Source organism: Mesorhizobium silamurunense, assembly GCF_014843825.1.
Lineage (GTDB): Bacteria > Pseudomonadota > Alphaproteobacteria > Rhizobiales > Rhizobiaceae > Mesorhizobium > Mesorhizobium silamurunense.
Map to the genome: position 1 here is coordinate 1 of NZ_JHQR01000011.1, position 18,597 is coordinate 18,597.

Sequence of the window (18,597 nt, forward strand, 5' to 3'; positions counted from 1 at the left end):
GCCTCCACGGTGTCCCATGTCTATGGCGGCGACGGCAGCGATACCCTGATCGCCAGCGGCTTGACGCTCTCCGCCGATCAGAGGGACAGCATTTTCTTATTAAACTCGGTCGAAGCCATCCGTGACGATAGCGGGGTCTACGGCAACGATCAGTCGAATGTTCTCTACGCAATCGCCAATGACATCGTGACTGGCCAAGGAGGTAGCGACACATTCGTATTTTCGGCAGGTTTCGGAAACGCGGTGATCACAGACTTCACACCGGGAAGCGATATAATTCGGATCCCCGATGAGCTTTTCGCTACACCTCAGATCTTGGATCATGCAACACAACAAAATGCGGATGTCGTCTTCGACGCGCTGACGGGAGATACCCTCAGGCTCTACAACGTCAATCTCGCTAGTCTCAGCGCAGGCGACTTTGATTTGGTATGATTTGCAAGCGGCGTCCGCTTCCGGGCGGTTTCGTCAAGACCCCGAGCGGATGGCAAAGGTACGAATAAGTCATTGATTGCCCTTCCCGAGAGATGGGTGACAGTTCATTCCGGATGGCGCGATCAATCGGCAAGCCCTTGTCGAGATTGCATCCGAACCGGAAACTCATTGCGGCAAGGATATTTCTCTCTGCGGGCTCAGGACGCCCTTGTTCGTATCGTCGCGGGCGCCGACCATGTATTGTACGAGTTCCTCCGTGTTCGTCTCAGCGGTTGCTTTCTCGGCCACCTTGCGCCCACGATGCATGACGATGATGCGATCGGTGACTGCGAACGCATCGGGCAGGGTGTGCGTGATCAGGATCACAGGCACGCCATGCTCGCGCAACCGGCGAATGAGCTCGAGTACCTTCTGCTGCTCGGGAACGCCGAGATTGTTGGTCGGCTCGTCCATGATCATCAGCTTGGCGTCCCAATAGACCGCCCGCGCGATGGCGACCGCCTGGCGCTGGCCGCCGGACAGGTTCTCGATCGGCTCTGTGAGGGTCGGAAAGTGGATCTGGAGGGACTCGAGCGTCCGGCGCGATTCGCGCAGCATCTGCTGGTCGTCGAGCGTCTTGATCAGCCCGCCAAGATGGCGCTTTTTCAGCTCGCGCCCCAGAAAGATATTAGCGCCCACATCGAGGTTGTTGGCGAGCGAGAGATCCTGATAGATGGTCTCGACGCCATGGCGGCGAGCGTCGATCGGATGCGCAAAGTGCGCGTGCTTGCCTTCAAAGAACATCTCGCCTTCGTCGGCGTGGTAGACGCCGGATATGCATTTGATCAGTGTCGACTTTCCGGCCCCGTTGTCGCCGAGAAGACCGACGACTTCGCCGCGATTGATCTCGCAGCTCACATTGTTCACCGCAACCAGGCCGCCGAAGCGTTTTGTGATGTTCCTGACGGAGAGAAGCGGCTCAGTCATGCCTCGGCACGCCTCCGGTGACGACCAGCAATCAAGTCGCGAGACTGGTCGATCAGCACCGCGACGATCACGACCGTTCCGACCACGATGAACTGAAAGAAGGCCTCGACGTTGAGCATTACCAACCCGGTGGTTAGGACCGCGATGATGAGGGCCCCGATCACCGTCCCGATCACGCTTCCGGCGCCGCCGAATAGGCTGACGCCGCCGATGATCACGGCCGCGATCGAGGACAGAAGCAGGGGATCGCCGATGACCGCGGAACCGGCGGTGAACCGAAGCGTCGACAGGAAACCGGCCATCCCCGCGGTTGAGGCGGAAAGAATGTAGAGCTTGATGATGTGACGATCGACCGGGATACCGGTGCGGACGGCCGCTTCCATGCTGCCGCCGATGGCGTAGGTATGTCGGCCGAATTGGGTTTTGCGAAGAAGGAAGATGGCGCAGGCGACGACGCAAGCGGTCACGATGACGGGATAGGGCAGGATCGTGTCCATCCGGCGCAGCAGCTCGCCGCTCACATCCGGCCGTTTGAGGAAATAGAAGCCGCCGCCTTCACCGCGGATGAAATATAGAAGCGCGTCATTGCCGTATGCGCGAATTCCCGGTGGCAATCCGATCACCGTCGTGTTCTCGGACATGAGGTAGGCGACGCCACGCACGATGAACGAGGTGCCGAGCGTCACGATGAACGCCGGCACTTTCAGCTTGGCGATGATGACACCGTTGATGAAGCCGACCACGGCCGCGCCGCCGACGCCCGCGATCAGCCCGACTAGCACCGAAGGAAAAAGCGGCACCCCGCCATCGAACGCCCAACGCAGAGCGAGTGCCGACAGGACCGAGGCGAGGCTCATCACCCATCCGACCGACAGATCGATGCCGGCGCCGATGATGACGAAGGTCTGGCCCAACCCGAGCAGCAGCACCGGAATGATCGCGACCAGAATGTTCTGGGAATTTCGGATGGTGAGGAAATGGACCGTGCCGCCGCTGACCAGCGGCACCGTGACGACGAAGAAAAGCACCATGAGGGCAAGGAAAAGCCACGCCCAGATGCGGCTGGCCAATAGGGCGAACCGCTGCACAGGCGTCAGGATCCCCGAAGACTTCACCCCTGCGGGCAAAACAATTCTCGACCCGCGATCAGTCACGTACCGGTTTCCTCGAAAATATGGATGGGTGACCTGAAACCGAAATCAGATCGGGGGCGCCGTGCAAGAGCACCCCGACTCTATTCCAGCGGGCCAGTTTATTTCCCCGGAACTTGATAGATAAAGCGAGCGATCGTCGGGTCCTTTACGTTCTGCTTGTCAATGATGGCAAAGCCTGTCTCGACGCGGCGCGGCAGGCTGGTCACCCCGGCTGCGTCGGCCACCGCAAATTGCACCGCCATGTAGCCCATATCGTAGGGCTTCTGCGCCAGCACCAGCGTAACCACGCCCTTGTTCAGCAGCTCGATGGCCAGCTTTGTTGCGTCATAAGCGACGACCTGGACATGGCCGCCGAGACCCGCATTCACGACCGCCGCGCCCGCCCCCTGCGCGCTGAAGACGTTGGTGCCGAACACGCCGCCGAGTCCGGGTTCGCGTTCGAGCACTGCGGCGGTCTGCTGCGTGGCCTTGTTGGGGTCGTCGAGATTGTAGTCTGGCCCGAGCACCTTGATATTCGGGAACTCCTTCTCCATCACCTCCTTGAAGCCCTTTTCACGGCCTTCAACGGAACTGACGTTGGGGTTCGTTGAATTGATGTAAACAGTGCCTTTTCCGCCGATCGCCTTCGCCAGCCCGCGCGCAGAGATACGGCCGCCTTCGACATTGTCCGAACCAATGTAACTGATCGGGAACTTCACCGGGCCGTTGACGTAGTCTCCATCGCCGAGAAAGGTGTCAACGGTGATGACTTTGATGCCGGCGTCGACAGCTGCCTTCAATGGGCCGACCATCTGATCCTTGTCGGTCGGCGCGGTAACGATGTAGTCAAGGTCGCCGCGGGCTACCATGGAATCGAGGATCGGCGTCTGAACATCGACGCCCCAAGTCGGCGGGACCTGCGTGACGACGTCAACCCCGAGGTCCTTCGCGGCTGCCTCAACCCCGACCTGCATGACCTGATAGAACGGATCGACGACACCCGGCAGGAAGCCGATCTTGATCTTCGCGGCAGCGTGGGCGCCGTGTGACGCTATGGCCAGAGCCAGTGCGGCCGCGACTGCAAACAGCGCTTGTTTCCGCAGCATTTTTCTCTCCTCCTCGACTGCTTGTAGCGGCGAAATCAGGCGGAGGAATCCGTTGCAATACTGAATCGTTTCAAGCGCTTATCGCTGATTGCAGGAAGCCGAGCGTTTGATCGTGTCCACTCATAAGTCTCTTCAATGATAGCGCCGCAACGTTCCGTCGTCGCCGCTCCGGGCCAATTAACCCGTAACGCATGCTATGATGCGCATGCATTATAGCATGGTTCAGAAAGATCTTGCATTTGGTCTTCGGCGGCGGCTTTGCACTACTCTGGCCGAGTCATACAGGTCGTGTCCCATCAGGTGGTGTAGCTCGGCGGTTATGAAGCCGTTCGCACCACGTTCCCAACTCGAGTTCGAATGCAGAATCTCGGCATGTATCGCTTTAGCTCTAAAGGGGCGGATCCATCTGAGAAGCGATGGCGATCAAAGCAGCCGTGGGGGCTGGTCGGCCGACGAACCCAGTTTTTGCCGCTCCGCTTTTTGATTTCGGTCGCGGATGTAGGCTCGAAAGATTGCTCTAAATTCTGCGAAACTATTGAACCCTAAGGCGTCTACAAAGCGCGATACCGACGACTCGCTCGCGCCAACCGAAGCTGCGATTTGTCGACAAGTCCCGAAAGCTATGTCCTCGGGGTTCTCCAAGGCATATCGGCCGATTTGTTCGAACCGTCCGGGCAGAACCACTCGTCGCGCCGCAATATCCTCTTTCAGGGTGCGTAAATCGCTGGGTGGGCCGTAGGTTGGTGTGACGCTTTTGTTGAGAGCCTTTCGCATAGTCATTGACTTTGGTCGGCTTCACGGCGTGAAGAAGCTCCATTGCAAGAAGTCTGACCGCGACTAGCCGATACGGCCTCACCCGTCGCGTCAGCTATCCAATCCCTATCGCAATAGAACTATAAGTCACTTCTTGCTAAGGCAGAATAGTCGTCAGATATCGCCTGCGATTTTTGGAAAACGCTTAACGCTCTTTCTGACGCTTTGATTTTCTTATCGGGCCGCCAAAAATCACGCTACCGTCAATAAGATATGGCTGCGGATGGTGTTTCGCAGCGCATTCCAATTGCGCCGGCGACACCATCGATTACAGATATTCAGGGGCGCGGTTGGCCAGTCCCGGCCTGTTCGAGAAAGATGAGATTCCCGTCCAGCTGTGAGACGACGATAGCGCCATTGTCGAAGGGGAGGACGTCGACCGGACGGGTCAACCCATCGAGAAGCACTTGCCTTTTTCCTGAGACGAGGTCCAAGCCGAGAAGGCTGCCGCTGCCAGAAGCCCAGCCACTGGATTGACCGAAGGTGCCGTGTTGGAGGACCAGCATCTTGCCCTTCGCATCGAAGACGACATCGACCGGAGCATTTAGGCCGACGGCCTCGATGCGGGCGCTGCTTGCCTGGCCGGCCTGCGGCAGCGAGACGATACGGCCGCTGCCGGCAACGAAGGGAAACCCGCCGAACAGGGAAACGTAAAGCCGGCCGCCGTACGAGGCGACGCCGGTCGGAACCGCGTCGAACTCGTATTTCTGCCCCTCGCCGAACTCGGTCGGCGACAGGGCGGTGAGGGCCTGCCCGCTGGTGCTCAGCCGGGCAAAGGCGAAGAGCTGCGTCCGGCCGCTTCCGTCGGCCAGAAGGCGTTCGACGGAGTTCCGTGCGGCGTCGATGACATAGAGTGTGTCGCCCGACAAGGCGAAGTCGTACGGGTTCCAGAAGTCGTTGCTGACGACCCTCCTGACGGCGCCCTCGTCGACCTCGAGCATCGCGTGGTCGTTGGGGTCCTCGTCATGGCCCGCAGGCGTCCAGCCCTGGGCGACGAGATAGCCGCTTCCATAGCGCTCGACCCGATAGGGGCCGGTCGGATCGCCCATGACGTCGGTGCCATGCGGCAGGACCGGCCCGAAAGCGGTGAAACGGCCGTTCGGGGTGCGCCTGTAGAGGCGGCCGTCGGCTAGGTCCGTGACCAGGAGCGCATCCCCGTCACGTGCAAGGCCGGCGAAGATCGCCCCCGGCTTTCGCGCGATTTCGACTTCGTATCCCGGCGCGGCCTTCGGCTCCGCCAACCCTCGCGTTGCGATCGCCATGAGCGAAAGGGCAATCAATCTGGTGTGCGCACGCATCGAAAGCCTCCGTTGGCGGCGAAGCGAAAATCAGGGTCGTAGGCAAGCCGGTGGGTCGTGCTCAGGCGGGTGAGGTCGCTGTTCCATGCGCCACCGCGAAGCACTCGATACTTTCCAGCGATTTCGGGCGGTGCTTCGCCGCCGTAAGGCGCATAGAAGTCGCGGGTCCATTCCCACACGTTGCCGACGAGGTTGAGCAGGCCCTCCCTGCTCGCGCCTAGCGGAAACGACCGGGCGGGTGCCGTCATGTCATGGCCGTCGCTGGCGTCCTCGTCGCAGCAGGCGTCGCGTCCATAGTTGGCGCGTGTCGGGTCGACCGGCGCATCGCCCCAGGGAAAGCGCGCTCCTTGCGGCCCGCGCGCCGCGCGTTCGTATTCCTGCTCGGACGGCAGCTTCAGGCCGTAATGGGCGCAGAACGCCTCAGCATCGGCAAAGCTGACGCCGACGACCGGGTGGTCGGACAGGCCGAGAGAGGGATGCCTGTCGTAGAAAGCGGCGCGATGTCCCGTAGCTGCGACGAAGCGGCGATATTGCGCGTTGGTGATCTCGGTCTGGTTCATAGCAAAGGCCTGGCCTTCGACGAGGCGTCGCGGCCGCTCGTCTTCAGCGCCCGTGTCGTTGCCGAAGGCGAACGGGCCTCCCGGTATTTCGACAAGCGGGTTGTGCGCAATAACTTCCTCGCCGGCCACGGCACCTCCGGTCCACAGGAATGCCGCGACGGCGAGGAGCATTCTAGAAGTCAACACGGTCCTGGCTCTGGCGATCAAACAGGAACACCCGTCCGGGCGCAAAGCCGACCTCTACCATCTGATCGAAGTCGCCCACAAAGTTCTTGTCGGCGCGAACAGTGAGCAAGGCCGCTCCGGCGCGCAGGGTGACCAGCGTGCTTTCGCCGGTCAGTTCGACTGAATATATCGGGGCCACGATATTGGCCGTTTCGCTTCCGGCAGGGAGGACGTGGATGTCTTCCGGGCGGACGCCCAATACGGCGCTCGCAACGTTCGCGCTCCCGAGGCCGTCGGCCCTGACGCCACCGAGGCTCGTGAAGACCCCGTCCTTGACCTCACCGTCGATCAGGTTCATCGGCGGCGAACCGATGAAGCCCGCGACGAAAAGGGTGCGCGGGTCGTTGTAGATCTCCTTCGGAGTGCCGAGCTGCTCGATCACACCCTTGTTCATCACCGCCACCCGGTGAGCAAGGGTCATCGCCTCGATCTGGTCGTGGGTGACGTAGATCGTCGTCACCTGCAGCTCGTGCTGGAGGTGCTTGAGTTCGGCCCGCATCTGGACCCGCAGCTTGGCATCGAGATTGGACAGCGGTTCGTCCATCAAGAATACCTTTGGTGTGCGGATGATGGCGCGGGCCAGCGCGACGCGCTGGCGCTGCCCGCCGGAGAGTTGCTTCGGCAGCCGGTCGAGCAGGCCGTCGAGCTCGACGCGGCGCGCCACCTCCATGACCATCTGGCGCTGCTTGTCCTGCGGCACCTTGCGGATCTTCAAGGGGTAGCCGATGTTGTCGGCGACGCTGAGGTGGGGGTAGAGCGCGTAGGACTGGAAGACCATCGCGACGTCGCGATATTTCGGCAGCACGTCGTTGACTCGGTCGCTGCCGATGAAGATCTCTCCGGCCGTAACCTCCTCGAGGCCGGCTACCATGCGCATGGTCGTGGTCTTGCCGCAGCCCGAAGGTCCGAGCAGGACGAGAAACTCCTTGTCGCGCACCTCAAGATTGAGGTCGCTGACCGCGGTGAAGGTGCCGAACATCTTGACCACGTCCTGGAAGACGACCGAGGCCATGGCTCACCCCTTGACTGCGCCGAACGAGATGCCCCGAACCAGGTGTTTCTGGACGACGAAGGCGAAGATCATGATCGGGATGCAGGCAGTGAAGCCGGCGGCGCTGATTTCGCCCCAATAGGTGTTGTACTGGGTGACGCGCCCGGCAATGCCGATCGGCAGTGTCTGCGACCGTTCGGTCAGGGTCAGGATGAGCGCGAGCAGGAACTCGTTCCACGAAATGATCAGGCAAAAGATGGCCGTGGCCGCCAGCCCGGGACGGGCGAGCGGCAAAGCGACATGCAGGAACGCGCCCCATCGCGTGTCGCCGTCGACCATCGCGGCCTCTTCGAGCTCGACCGGCAGGTCCTGGAAGTAGCTCTTCATCATCCAGGTAGCGAAAGGTAGGTTGAACGCCGTATATGCGATGATCACCGCAGGCTTAGTGTTCAGCATGCCGAGATGGTTGAAGGCGATGTAGAGCGGGATGATCGTCACGATGGGAGGCATCATGCGTGTCGACAGGATCCAGAAGGAGATCTGATAGCGCCATCTGCCCGGATACTGGAAACGGGCGAGCGCATAGCCGGCCAGGGAACCGAAGACGACCGAGACGAGCGTCGTCGAGACCGCGATGATCAGGCTGTTCAATGCATAGATGAGGAAAGGCCGTTCGACGAAGGCGGCGTGGTAATGCTTCGATGTCGGATTGGCGGGGATCCATTGCGGCGGTATCGAGAAGATGTCGATGTCGTATTTGAACGAGTTGGCTGCGATCCAGTAGACCGGGAAGAGGGTAACCACGAGCGCTGCGGCGATCGTCGCATAGGCGGCGATGCGCTGGATTCCGATGCTTTTTCGGCGGTGCGCCATAGGTCCTCTAGTCGGCAAGCCGCATGCGCTTGATGAACCAGGTGCTGAACGCGACGGTCGTGAACAGCACGAAAAGCGAGATGGCGGCTGCATAGCTGGGGTCGGCGAAGCGGTACGCCACTTGGTAGATATAGAGACTGAGCGTCTTGGTCCGGTCTGCGGGGCCGCCGCCGGTCAAGATGAAGACGAGGTCGAAGAGCCGCAGCGTGTCCATGATGCGCAACAGCAGCGCGATGGCGATGATCGGCTTCAGGAACGGCAGCGTCAGATCCCAGAACTGCCGCCAGGCGGAGGCGCCATCAATCGCCGCTGCCTCGTATGGCTCGTCCGGCAGGCTGGCGAGCCCGGCAAGCATAAGCAGGAACATGAACGGCGTCCATTGCCAGACGTCGGCGACGATCACGGAGAACATAGCGAGCCGGACGTCGCCGGCCCAAGCCTGGAGCGGCAGGCCGAGCCGGAACATGATCTCGTTGAGCACTCCGAATTGTGGCTCGTAGATGAGCTTCCAGGTGATCGCGACCGCAACCGGCGGCAGCATCATCGGCAGCATCAGGATCGTTTTCAGGAAATTCAGGCGCCGGATATATCGGTCGAGCAGCAAGGCGAGGCCAAGGCCGAGAAGGAACTCGGTGCCGACTGCGAATACGGTGAACACCAGCGTGTTCCACAGGCCGACGTGAAACTGCTCGTCGGTGAGGAGCCGCAAAAAATTGTCAGCGCCGGCAAATTGCCAGGGCAGGTCGGGATTCGGGCTGATCCGCGTTGCCGCCGCCACGATCATGTAGATCGACGGGAATATCGTGAGCGTCAGGAGCACGAGCATGGCTGGCGCAAGCATCAATACCCGGAGGTGGCGCTCAAACCACCGCTCGAACGAATTTCCGAACTTCGCACCGATAGAGACGGTCATCGGAAGTTCTATCCGTCATATCAGTCAATCATAGCATGGCGACCCGGAGAGCCAAACCCGGCGCGTATGCTTGCCCGAGAGCTGATCCGGCAAAATGGAGCGATATCTCCGGATATCGCTCCATTTTAATCACCATGCGGCCAGCTACTTGATGCCGGTTATCTCTTCGACCGCAGCCTGGGATCTCTTCAGCGCCTCCTCCGGCGTTTCCGTGCCAGCTACGGCCTTGGAAAGCTCGATCCCGAACGCGTTCTCGATCTCAGGCCACTTCGGATGACGCGGGCGCGGCGTCGAGGCTTCGATGGCTTGCATGAGCACTGGATAATGCCGGAATTTTTCCTGGCTGGTCAGGCTGGCATCGGTGAAGATCGACTTGCGCACCGGCGGGTTGCCGCGCTCGGCCGAGATTTTCATCTGCTCCGGTGAGGTCGCCCACAGCATGAAGTCGAAGGCCTCCTGCTTGTTCTTCGCCGCGGCCATGATGCCCATCGTCCAGTGGCCGATTTCCGAGCTGCCCGGTTTGGTTCCCGCCGGGATAGGCGAGTAGGAGATCTTGCCGACCATCTTCGACTGGCTGGGGTCTTCGAAAGTCGCGACCCAGTTCGGCCAGTTGATCGACGAGGCTGCGGTGCCCGCCGCCAGGGCCTGGCCGACTTCGTTGGCGTTGTAGCTCTCGACACCCTTCGGCGAGACGTCGCGCAACGCCATGAAGGTCTTCATCGCGGCAGCACCTTCGGGCGTGTCGATGGTCACTTTTGTCCGGTCACCGTTGAACATGTCGGCGCCATAGGACCAGAAGATCGGCATGAAGTCGGCGACGACAGGGTTGCCCTGGCCACCCCGGAAGACGTAGCCGAAATAGCGCCCGCCGCCTTTTTCGGAGAGTGCTTTGGCTGCCTTCAGAACGTCGTCCCAGGTCGTCGGTGCCTCAATGCCAGCTTCCTTGAATTTGGCAGCGTCATAGAAGAACATCTGCGCGTTTCCCACATAGGGCAGGCACACGTAAGGCCCCGTGTTGTAAGGATTGCGGCAGATTGCCAGGGATTTCGACAGGAAGTCGCTGTCTGGTCCTTCGAGCCCGGCCTTCTTGAAATAGGGCGTCAGGTCCTCAAGATGCGCGTTTTCCGCGAAGAACGGAATCCACGGATCATCCATCAGAACGATGTCGAAGGCGCCCGATTTTGTCTGGCCGGCGTTGGCCGCCTGTTCGAAGACGTTGCTGTAGGGAGCCTGGACGATCTCGACTTTGGTGCCCTTCAGCTTTGCATAGTCGGCGGCAGCGGCTCTCAGGCCGTCGCCCTCGCTTCCCGAGGGAACGAGCACGGTTATGTCAGCCCAAGCGTGCGTCGCCATCAGCGACGACAGCGCGAAGACCACGGAGAAAAGAAATCTTCTGACCATCGTATTCCTCCCTTTTCCGCTCCGGCCTGTCGGACGGCCAGAGCCAGAACCGCTCGCACGCGTTTGACCGCTTACGAATCGCGCGAGCGCTTCGTCGCAGTCGGCAACGTTTGCAGGGAGTGTGCGAACAGCGCAGGGGGCCACTTGGACCGCCAAAGCATCAATACAGCAGGACAACCGGCGGGTCGTCACAACCCACATCTCCTGCTGGTGCACCGAGGTGCGCTACCCCCCATTTTAGCAGCTTGGCTGCTTCAATTGAAGGGGAGGGGCTTCACGGTGTGACGAATGCGCCCCGGTTGGGTCAAATCTTAATGAGAGGATGCGGCTGCGCTAGGTTCCTTTCCGCCAGCGGTCGTAGGCGCCGCCCTGCCTTCAGCGCTTGGTTACCGTGGGGGAAGAAATTCATGGTGCAACGCACAAAAATATTGCTATCGGGTAGAGTCGGTTTCATAAATTAACGAGGCGTTTTGGGGGCTGCCCACTGAAGGATGGAAACCATGTCGAGCGCTGAAAAAGCCCCTGATACCATTGAAGGCACCGCATTGCCGACCTTCGATCCGTCCAAGGCCGCGGCCGAGTTCCGCGCTGCCGCTGAAAAGGGCGTCGAACAGTCAAAAGAAGTTCTTGCCAGGTTCAAGGCGGGCTCTGAAGGCGCCCAGAAGGCTATCGAGAAGAGCTTCGAAACCGCCAAAGCCGTTGGCAGCGAGGTGTCGCTGAAGACAATTGCCGTTCTGCGCGCCAATACTGAAGCCGCGTTATCGCACCTTGAAGCCCTAATTGCCGTTAAGTCGCCTTCCGAATTCGTTGAACTGCAAACCGCCTTCATCCGCAAGCAGGTTGAAACGGCCGTCGGGCAGGCCAAGGAACTCCAAGCCGTCACGACCAAAGCCGTCGAGGACGTATCCAAGCCGATCAAGTCCGCCTTCGAAAAGGCGGTCAAGGAACTCAAAGTCGCCTAGCTTTTTCTTGGGCGAGCTTTGATTGCTAGCACACCGCCGACGATGAGCCGTCGCTGGGCTGGGTCGATCGCGGCAGCCGGGCGACACCCTCGATCTGGAGTTGGGCAACTGCGACGACGAGGACAGCCACGACGCCGAGCCTGACGGCGACGGCGAAACTGTCATGTGGCCTGACGACCTCAAAAAGCGGCGGCGATCGCGGAATTTGAGCTGCGCGTCGCTAGCGGCGAATTTGCATCGCTCTGAACGCAGCGGGCAACTTGTCCGCGACGTTGGCCCGCTGCCTCACGGTGGCGGGCTTTTCTATATGAACATGCGGGGGATCGAGGGTTTGAGCGATATAGGATAGGGAAATCCGTGCACCACGGATCAGCCGCGGTAGTTCTGCTTAACCATCTGTTTTCATTTGGTAAATGGTTGGCTGGGGTTCCTGGAAGCTTTTCGAACTTTCTGGGTCGCGCCTCAGCCCGAATTGCGGTTGCTTATGGACAAAGTGGGATACTAGATTCGATTTTTGGATAGCTTTGAAGGCATTGACTTCTGGCACGTGGGCCTGATAGCGCGCCAGCACGAACTTCTAAGCGCACTACGTTTTGAATGGCAGCTTCGCGCCCCACGCCAGTCATTACCGCGGACGTCGCCAATCAACCCGAAAACGGACATTGCCGGAAAAGGCCGAAGGCAACGTCGGTGAGAGCGTCGGCCAGGCGGGACTGCTGTCCGTTGCCGGTGAAATCGTCGAACGGCAGGACCGCGATCGACAGGTTTGCGCTCGTCGCCGGCCAATTGCGCTGGCCGCGACAAGGCCGATGACGGCTGCCGCTATGAGCGTCCGCAGAGCCGCCCGGCTCCGCCCGGACGTCATCTGGCGGCAGCACGATAGCCACGCTTCGGCACCGTCGTAGCGGGTTCGGGCGAGTTCGGTGATGATGTCGAAAAATGCTTCGCGGCAGTCTCGCGGCGCTCCGAACGCGCCGACTTGAGATGAGGCGCTTGCCAGCTCGCGGGACCTCGTCGCCATGCGCCCCCCCGGCGAAGCCGGCTTGAACATTCTGTCGGGGTTTTTTTAGGAAGCGTAGCGTTAGCTCTTTCAACTGCCGGCCTCGTGGCATTGGCTTTTCAACGTGGGTGCGGACGACGGCCGGCTCCGCATTTCTACATTCTCTCCATGAAAATCTTCCCTGAACACCCGCTGCCAGCTCCAGTCCCTCTAAATTTGCCGGTTCCACTGTCACCTTTTATGACGCCAGTCAGGGTGTTTCCGCCTGTTCTTCCTTTATGAACAAAGGTCAGTTTTATATTGACGGCGCCGCTGCCAGAAATGCTTCCTGTAAACCCGGAGTCAGACGATACTTTGCCGTCACTTATGACGACCAATGATGAGAGTTCTCGCCAATCTCCGCAGTCCGTTGTAGCCCGTCTGACTAATTTCCATGTGCCATTGAAAGCGCTTAGTCCACCGGTCTGAGGCACACAACGATCGCCCTGCACCCTCATTCCGTCCTCGCAAGCAAGCGGGCAGATACGAGCTCCGACCGCCCTAAGTCTGTCCAGAAGTCCCGCTGTCGGTTCCAACGATGCAAGCTTGACGCCTTGCCGATCAGCATAGTCCTGAAGCGCTTTGCGGCTGCCGGCTCCCCATTTTCCGTCAGCCTGGCCTTCAAGGCATCCTATGCGAGAGAGTTCCGTTTGAGTGGAGCGCGCAAGTTCGCTGGGGTCCGGGGTAGGTGCCGATGACTGCGCCGAGGGATCGGGGCGTTCAAGGCTTGCGACTTCCGTTGCCTTGGCATCGTCGGTCGCCTTGGTAGCGCGCTCCGCCTCCGGCAGCTGCGCCACCTGCCGTTCCGTTTCGGCGCGCTTGTCGATCGCGCTGATCTTCAATCTCGCAAGGGGTGCAAAGGCGCCGTCCGGAAATTGCTGCAAATATGCCTCGAAGAAGCTCTTGTCGGTCGAGTCCTTGATAGTCGCCCAATATGCAAGTTCGACTGCGTTGTCCGGCGAGGTGGACTGTGGAGCGGGGACAGATACCGCCTTCGGTTCCGTCGCGAGAGGCTTCAACACTACCTCGCCCGTGAGAGAAGAGTTCTCCCACGGCACTTGCTTGCCCTCCGTCGCAGCCAGCACATCGCGACGCACATCGATAAGCTCACGCGTAATATCCTGCCCCGGCGTCCCGAGGTGAGCGACCAGTGCGGCCGTGAATGGAGAATTCCGCCCTGCTCCGTCTATGGCGACATTACCTGGTTGCGTTGCGAATGCTATGAGCGTGCCGACTCCGCTGCCAAGCCTGGCCAGACCCCGACTCACGGAATCGGAGCGCGTCCCCATCGAGCGGGAAAGCTTCTCCGCGAAAGGATTGTCCCGGCAGGCATCGAGGAATATGAGGTTGACCTTGGCGGTGCGCTCCATTGCTGAAAGTACGAGGTCCATCGGAAGGGCCTCGAAGTCGAGGTCATTGTAGCCGGACAATTCGGCATCGACCGGCACCATGTAGTTGTTGCCATTCACCTGCAGGCCGTGCCCAGCATAGAAGAACAGCGCCATATCGGCACCGTCGAGCTTTTCCAAGAACTCGCGCACCGTGCGACGCATTCCCGCGAGGTCGAGGTCCTGGCCGCTTACAACCTCGAAGCCAAGGCTTTGAAGCTTGGCATTCATGTCGGACGAATCGTTCTTCGGATTGGCGAGTTGGACGGCATGCTGATAGGCCGAATTGCCAATTACCAATGCTACGCGTTTCTCGGCGGCTGCCTGTCCCGATATGGCAACGAACAATAAAACCAAAAGAATGAAAGCGCTGCGCATGGCAGAAACGGCTCCCCAAAGGAACTGTAGCAGAGGCTAATACAACCGAAAAGAGCTATAGCCCAGGCTGCGGCCCGGGTAGCCTGCGGCTCCGAGACGATTGTTGGCAAACACCGATTCGGTGCTGCGTCATGCATCCCCATGCAAGGGGCGCAATTTGCTTGATGCACCTGAACGGATATGCTGGCAGTGAGTAGCGCTTCCAGTGGCTTGGGGGTCCAATTCGGCGTGCGAACAGTTGGCCGGATCGTCAGTGTGCAGCGAGGTGGCATCGCCGCATCGCTCGCCTATCTGGTTCTGCTGGGCGTCTCGACTGCTCTCGTGTCACCGCCGCTGGAGAATATCCTGCGCGACATGATGATGGTCTCGATCTCGCCGTTCACCCATGCTCCACGCAACATTGTTGTGGTCTCGATAACGGAACAGACCCTGGCGAATTTTCGATACCGCTCACCTCCGGACCGTGGGTTCTTGGCGGACATCGTGGCCCGGATCGAGTCGGCCCACCCTCTTGTCATCGGTATCGACCTTTTGTTCGACCAGGCAACAGAGCCGCAAAAGGACGCCCGGCTCGAAACTGTTATCGAAGCCGCCAGTGTGCCCGTGGTGATCGCCTCGGCGTCGCGTGCTGATGGCCTCACCCAGAGGCAGTCCGACTATCTCAACGCGTTCGCTCCGTCGGCAAAGCGGGGCCTTGCGGCATTGTCGCATGACAATCTCGACGGCGTGGTCCGTGGAGCTTTTCCCGGTCGAGAGGTTGAGGGGGGGTGGACGCCAAGTTTTGCTGCGGCAATGGCAGCAGCAACCGGCGTTAGTAGCGGCCACAGGCCGGAGGAAATGGTCTACTACCGAACGGCCAACAGCTTGCCCTTCAATTTTTCAACCTATCCAGCACAGGCCGTTCCGCTGGCACCGCTCAGTTGGTTCGAGGGGAAATATGTTCTTATCGGCGTGGACCTACAGCAAATAGACCGTCATCCGACACCGTTCGCGTTGTTGAGCGGCGCGGAAATCGGTGTTTTCCCTGGCGTCGCAATCCACGCCCACTCGTTAGCCCGACTCTTGTCCGGAAACAGAATAACGATTCCTTGGCCCGCGGTGGGTTACGCGCCGATGCTTGTTGTCGGGCTGTTCTGCTTGTGGATCGTTTCGCGGCCGATCCCCGTGGTCTTTAAGCCTTTCGCGGTCGCCGGTGCGGTGCTGCTGGTGTGGATAGGTGAGGCGTGGGCCTTCGCGAGGTTCGCAATACTCGTGCCGATGGTCGCCCCTGCATTGCTGGTGCTCGGTCTGTCGGCATTCGTTGGCTTCCTGGCTTGGAGACGGGACGCGAATGCTCGCCACTTCATACAGAACGCGTTCTCGAAATACGTAAGTCCGGCCGTCGTTGCAGCGATCGTCAAGGAACCTAACGCTCTCCATCTCGGTGGCGAGAGGCGACAGGTCACCTGTGTATTCACGGATGTCGAGGGATTTACGTCTCTCAGCGAGAAACTCGCGCCAGAGGTCCTCGCAGAGGTATTGAACGAATATCTGCACGGGCTCTGCGAGTTGTTCATTGAGCATGGTGCAACCATCGACAAGGTCATCGGCGATGCAGTGGTCGGCTTCTTCGGGGCCCCGGTAGCGCAGAATGATCAGGCGGAGCGGGCGGTGTCCCTGGCGCTGGCTGTACAGGACCTGGCGCAGCGGCTGCGAGAAAGATTGGCGGGACGAGGCCATTCATTCGGCGCCACCCGCATAGGTATTCATGGCGGGCCGGCAATCGTCGGCAACTTCGGGGGAAATCGGTTCTTCAACTACACAGCTATTGGAGACACGGTAAACACTGCCGCCAGACTGGAGGGCGCAAACAAGTACATCGGCACGAAAAATTGCATAAGCGCCGAAGTCGCAAAACAAACAGCGCGGTTCTTACTTCGCCCTGTAGGGGTTCTGCACCTTAAGGGCAAGAGCCAAGGCATCGAGGCTTTCGAGGCAATGAGCCGTACGTCGGAAAATATTATACTTTGCGAGGAATATGCAAAGGCGTACGCCTTGCTTGCCACTGACGATAAGCTCGCGACAGCGGCATTCGAGCTATTGGTCACAAACTATCCGCAAGACGCCCTGATCGCTTTTCACCATGGCCGCCTTGCAAGCGGACACTTCCGGCCAGACATTCATCTTGCCAGCAAATAGGCCATCATGACATGAGCCTCATGCGTCCGATCGCCCAAATCGCCTCTCTGGCCCTTGCCGCGGCCGTTCTTGTCACGGCGCAAGGCGCGGTGGCCGGCAGCCAGTATGTGGTCCTGTCAACTGAGCCGGTGGTGGATGAACTGCCGCCAGGCAAGATCTTTATGCCAAGTGACGTCATCAACGTGCCAGCTGGTGCGGTCGTCACCTTGCTCGGCGAGGACGGCAGCGTGAATCCCATTTCAGGTCCCGCAGCCTTGGTGGTCACTGAGGATGCCCTGACATCCGACAGTCCGCAGCGGGCCAGCGACGGTCAGGCAGGGCCTTCAAGCCTGGCCCTGATAGCGAGCCTTTTGACGAACGAGCGCCGGAGGACCGAGTCCATCGGGAGCGCGCGCACCACCGCCGACCAGTCCAAACCGACTGGACTTGACGATCCTTGGGCGATTTCCATCGAAGAATCCGCTCCCGGCTGCATCCGCAATGGCGAAGTGGTTCTGGCGCGTCGCGGAATCGGTGAGCGCGCGGTGTTCTCGGTTCGCCTTGGCAGTGGACAGTCGTTTAACGGCTTGGTCTGGAGCGCCGGCAAGCCCACTTACTCTCTTCCTCACCCTATTCCCGCCGACGTAAAATCCTTCATCGTCGAGACCAACAAGACATCGGTTTTGATCGAAATAAAAGCGCTTCCGGAAAACGCCGTTCTCGAAAATCCGCTGGAAGTTCTTGGATGGATGGTGCGCAGCGGTTGCAAACGCCAAGCGTTGGCCTTTGTGCGTCAACTTGTGACGAAACAGCATTAGCTTGTCAGCCAGGAGCCGAGTCGCATGGCAAGTCATACGAGGAGTTCAACAGCGACGGTAGCCGCTTGATTGCCTGGCCGGCACCTCGCTGATAGCCTCCCCTGTCAGTATTCGGGGAGGGGAGCATGAAACTGTGCATTCTCCTGTTTGTGACGTTGGCGGCGGCGCTTTTTGCAAGTTCCGCACTGGCCGATAAGTTTCCTGCCGGTTTCAAGAACAATGGGCTCAACGGCCCCTTGAGGCCGGTGACGAAGGGCAGCATCACCACTTTCCAGATATTCGACCGGAAATGCAGCAGCGTGGACTACGGCGACGGCCGTGGCGAGAACGACTGCCACAACGGCAACATACGCTCCACGCTGATAGGCCCGGACGGCAAAACAGGCGAGAGCATGGAGTATCGCTTCGATCTATGGATCGATCCGTCGTTCAACTACCCCGGCTTCTACAACGACCATGCCATAGGCTTCCTGCCGGGCGCATTGGACAGCCGCCTTCGTATCGCCAGTTGGGAGGGGCCGTTCATTCACAACTTTCTTTACATGCTGAAAGCGGACGCAACCAAAGGCGTTACCTTCCTCGGCAACGAGTGCCAGCCGCCGGCGCGCTTCGGTTCGTGGGTGGCCTTTTCCATGAAGATCCGATGGGCGGCCGACAGGACGGGCTGGATCCGGGTCACCTGCGACGACAAGCTGATCTATTCGGCCGACAACGTCCCGACCAATCAGGCACCACATTGCTACATCACCAACCAGTGCGAGCCCGGTGTCGCCAAGAATCCGAAGCGGTTTACCTTTTGTCTCGGTCCGGTGATGGCGGGCTTCGGGCCCGAGTGGGAGAAGTACGGGCTCGCCTCACAGTTCACTGCGATTCAGCCTGAGGGTATCACCATCAAGATGCGCAACATGTTGATAAAGAAGGGAGCCAAGCCGTAACCAGGTTTCGGCTAGCGCTTGTGTGCTCGGTGATTCGGAATGAGCGTCTGCAGAAATTCGCCCCTCCTTCAGTGCGCGTCGCGCAGATCCAACGAGAACCCGCAATTTGGACCGAATGCCCCAATTTACCTTGGGCCATCGTTTGCTCCTTAGCAGGCTACCCCGAAAGCTGACAGTCCGCTTTCGCGAAGAGTTTCGGGCGCCGG

The 18,597-nt window shown here is 59.9% G+C and carries 14 protein-coding genes and 1 pseudogene; 5 read left to right on the top strand and 10 right to left on the bottom strand.

Annotated features, from left to right (window positions below; genetic code table 11):
• A pseudogene (locus tag DH10_RS01055) lies at positions 1 to 435 on the top strand (hypothetical protein); the annotation flags it as partial.
• 165 nt (positions 436 to 600) lie between these two features.
• Here DH10_RS01055 and DH10_RS01060 read toward each other — a convergent pair.
• The 9 genes from DH10_RS01060 to DH10_RS01100 all read right to left on the bottom strand — a co-directional run bounded on the left by DH10_RS01060 (position 601) and on the right by DH10_RS01100 (position 10,714).
• Complete coding sequence (locus DH10_RS01060) at positions 601 to 1,401, bottom strand: ATP-binding cassette domain-containing protein (protein ID WP_192255747.1); 801 nt, start codon at positions 1,399 to 1,401, stop codon at positions 601 to 603.
• Positions 1,398 to 2,489, bottom strand: coding sequence for an ABC transporter permease (locus DH10_RS01065; protein WP_192255746.1), 1,092 nt, complete (start codon positions 2,487 to 2,489; stop codon positions 1,398 to 1,400). Before DH10_RS01065 ends, DH10_RS01060 begins: the two co-directional genes overlap by 4 nt.
• A 164-nt stretch (positions 2,490 to 2,653) precedes the next feature.
• On the bottom strand, positions 2,654 to 3,640 hold the full coding sequence (locus DH10_RS01070) for an ABC transporter substrate-binding protein (RefSeq protein ID WP_192255744.1): 987 nt from the start codon (positions 3,638 to 3,640) through the stop codon (positions 2,654 to 2,656).
• A 1,091-nt stretch (positions 3,641 to 4,731) separates the two neighbouring features.
• Positions 4,732 to 5,751: a ScyD/ScyE family protein gene (locus DH10_RS01075; protein ID WP_192255742.1), complete on the bottom strand. Its 1,020-nt coding sequence runs from the start codon at positions 5,749 to 5,751 to the stop codon at positions 4,732 to 4,734.
• Positions 5,730 to 6,482 (bottom strand): formylglycine-generating enzyme family protein, encoded by a 753-nt coding sequence (locus tag DH10_RS01080; RefSeq protein ID WP_192255740.1) that lies wholly within the window; start codon positions 6,480 to 6,482, stop codon positions 5,730 to 5,732. The genes DH10_RS01075 and DH10_RS01080 overlap by 22 nt, the downstream gene beginning before the upstream one ends.
• A 1-nt stretch (position 6,483) precedes the next feature.
• The gene (locus DH10_RS01085) at positions 6,484 to 7,548 is read right to left on the bottom strand and encodes an ABC transporter ATP-binding protein (protein WP_192255731.1); all 1,065 of its coding nucleotides are present in this window, start codon (positions 7,546 to 7,548) and stop codon (positions 6,484 to 6,486) included.
• Positions 7,549 to 7,551: 3 nt separating this feature from the next.
• Positions 7,552 to 8,400: a carbohydrate ABC transporter permease gene (locus DH10_RS01090; RefSeq protein ID WP_192255729.1), complete on the bottom strand. Its 849-nt coding sequence runs from the start codon at positions 8,398 to 8,400 to the stop codon at positions 7,552 to 7,554.
• 7 nt (positions 8,401 to 8,407) lie between these two features.
• Positions 8,408 to 9,226 carry a carbohydrate ABC transporter permease gene (locus DH10_RS01095; RefSeq protein ID WP_376774914.1) on the bottom strand — a complete coding sequence of 273 codons (819 nt, stop codon included), beginning with the start codon at positions 9,224 to 9,226 and terminating at the stop codon, positions 8,408 to 8,410.
• A 231-nt stretch (positions 9,227 to 9,457) separates the two neighbouring features.
• Positions 9,458 to 10,714, bottom strand: a complete 1,257-nt coding sequence (locus tag DH10_RS01100; RefSeq protein ID WP_192255725.1) for an ABC transporter substrate-binding protein — start codon at positions 10,712 to 10,714, stop codon at positions 9,458 to 9,460.
• Positions 10,715 to 11,214: 500 nt separating this feature from the next.
• On the opposite strand from DH10_RS01100, the gene DH10_RS01105 reads away from it, so the two are divergent.
• On the top strand, positions 11,215 to 11,676 hold the full coding sequence (locus DH10_RS01105; protein WP_425515259.1) for a phasin: 462 nt from the start codon (positions 11,215 to 11,217) through the stop codon (positions 11,674 to 11,676).
• A 1,155-nt stretch (positions 11,677 to 12,831) separates the two neighbouring features.
• Here the strand turns inward: DH10_RS01105 and DH10_RS01110 are convergent.
• Positions 12,832 to 14,481 (bottom strand): caspase family protein, encoded by a 1,650-nt coding sequence (locus tag DH10_RS01110; RefSeq protein ID WP_192384072.1) that lies wholly within the window; start codon positions 14,479 to 14,481, stop codon positions 12,832 to 12,834.
• Positions 14,482 to 14,670: 189 nt separating this feature from the next.
• Between DH10_RS01110 and DH10_RS01115 the strand changes: the two genes are divergently transcribed.
• The 3 genes from DH10_RS01115 (at position 14,671) to DH10_RS01125 (ending at position 18,391) form a co-directional block, all read left to right on the top strand.
• Complete coding sequence (locus DH10_RS01115) at positions 14,671 to 16,659, top strand: adenylate/guanylate cyclase domain-containing protein (RefSeq protein WP_192255719.1); 1,989 nt, start codon at positions 14,671 to 14,673, stop codon at positions 16,657 to 16,659.
• An 11-nt stretch (positions 16,660 to 16,670) separates the two neighbouring features.
• The gene (locus tag DH10_RS01120) at positions 16,671 to 17,456 is read left to right on the top strand and encodes a hypothetical protein (RefSeq protein WP_192255717.1); all 786 of its coding nucleotides are present in this window, start codon (positions 16,671 to 16,673) and stop codon (positions 17,454 to 17,456) included.
• Positions 17,457 to 17,581: 125 nt separating this feature from the next.
• Positions 17,582 to 18,391: a hypothetical protein gene (locus tag DH10_RS01125; protein ID WP_192384073.1), complete on the top strand. Its 810-nt coding sequence runs from the start codon at positions 17,582 to 17,584 to the stop codon at positions 18,389 to 18,391.
• The last annotated feature ends 206 nt before the right edge of the window (positions 18,392 to 18,597 follow it).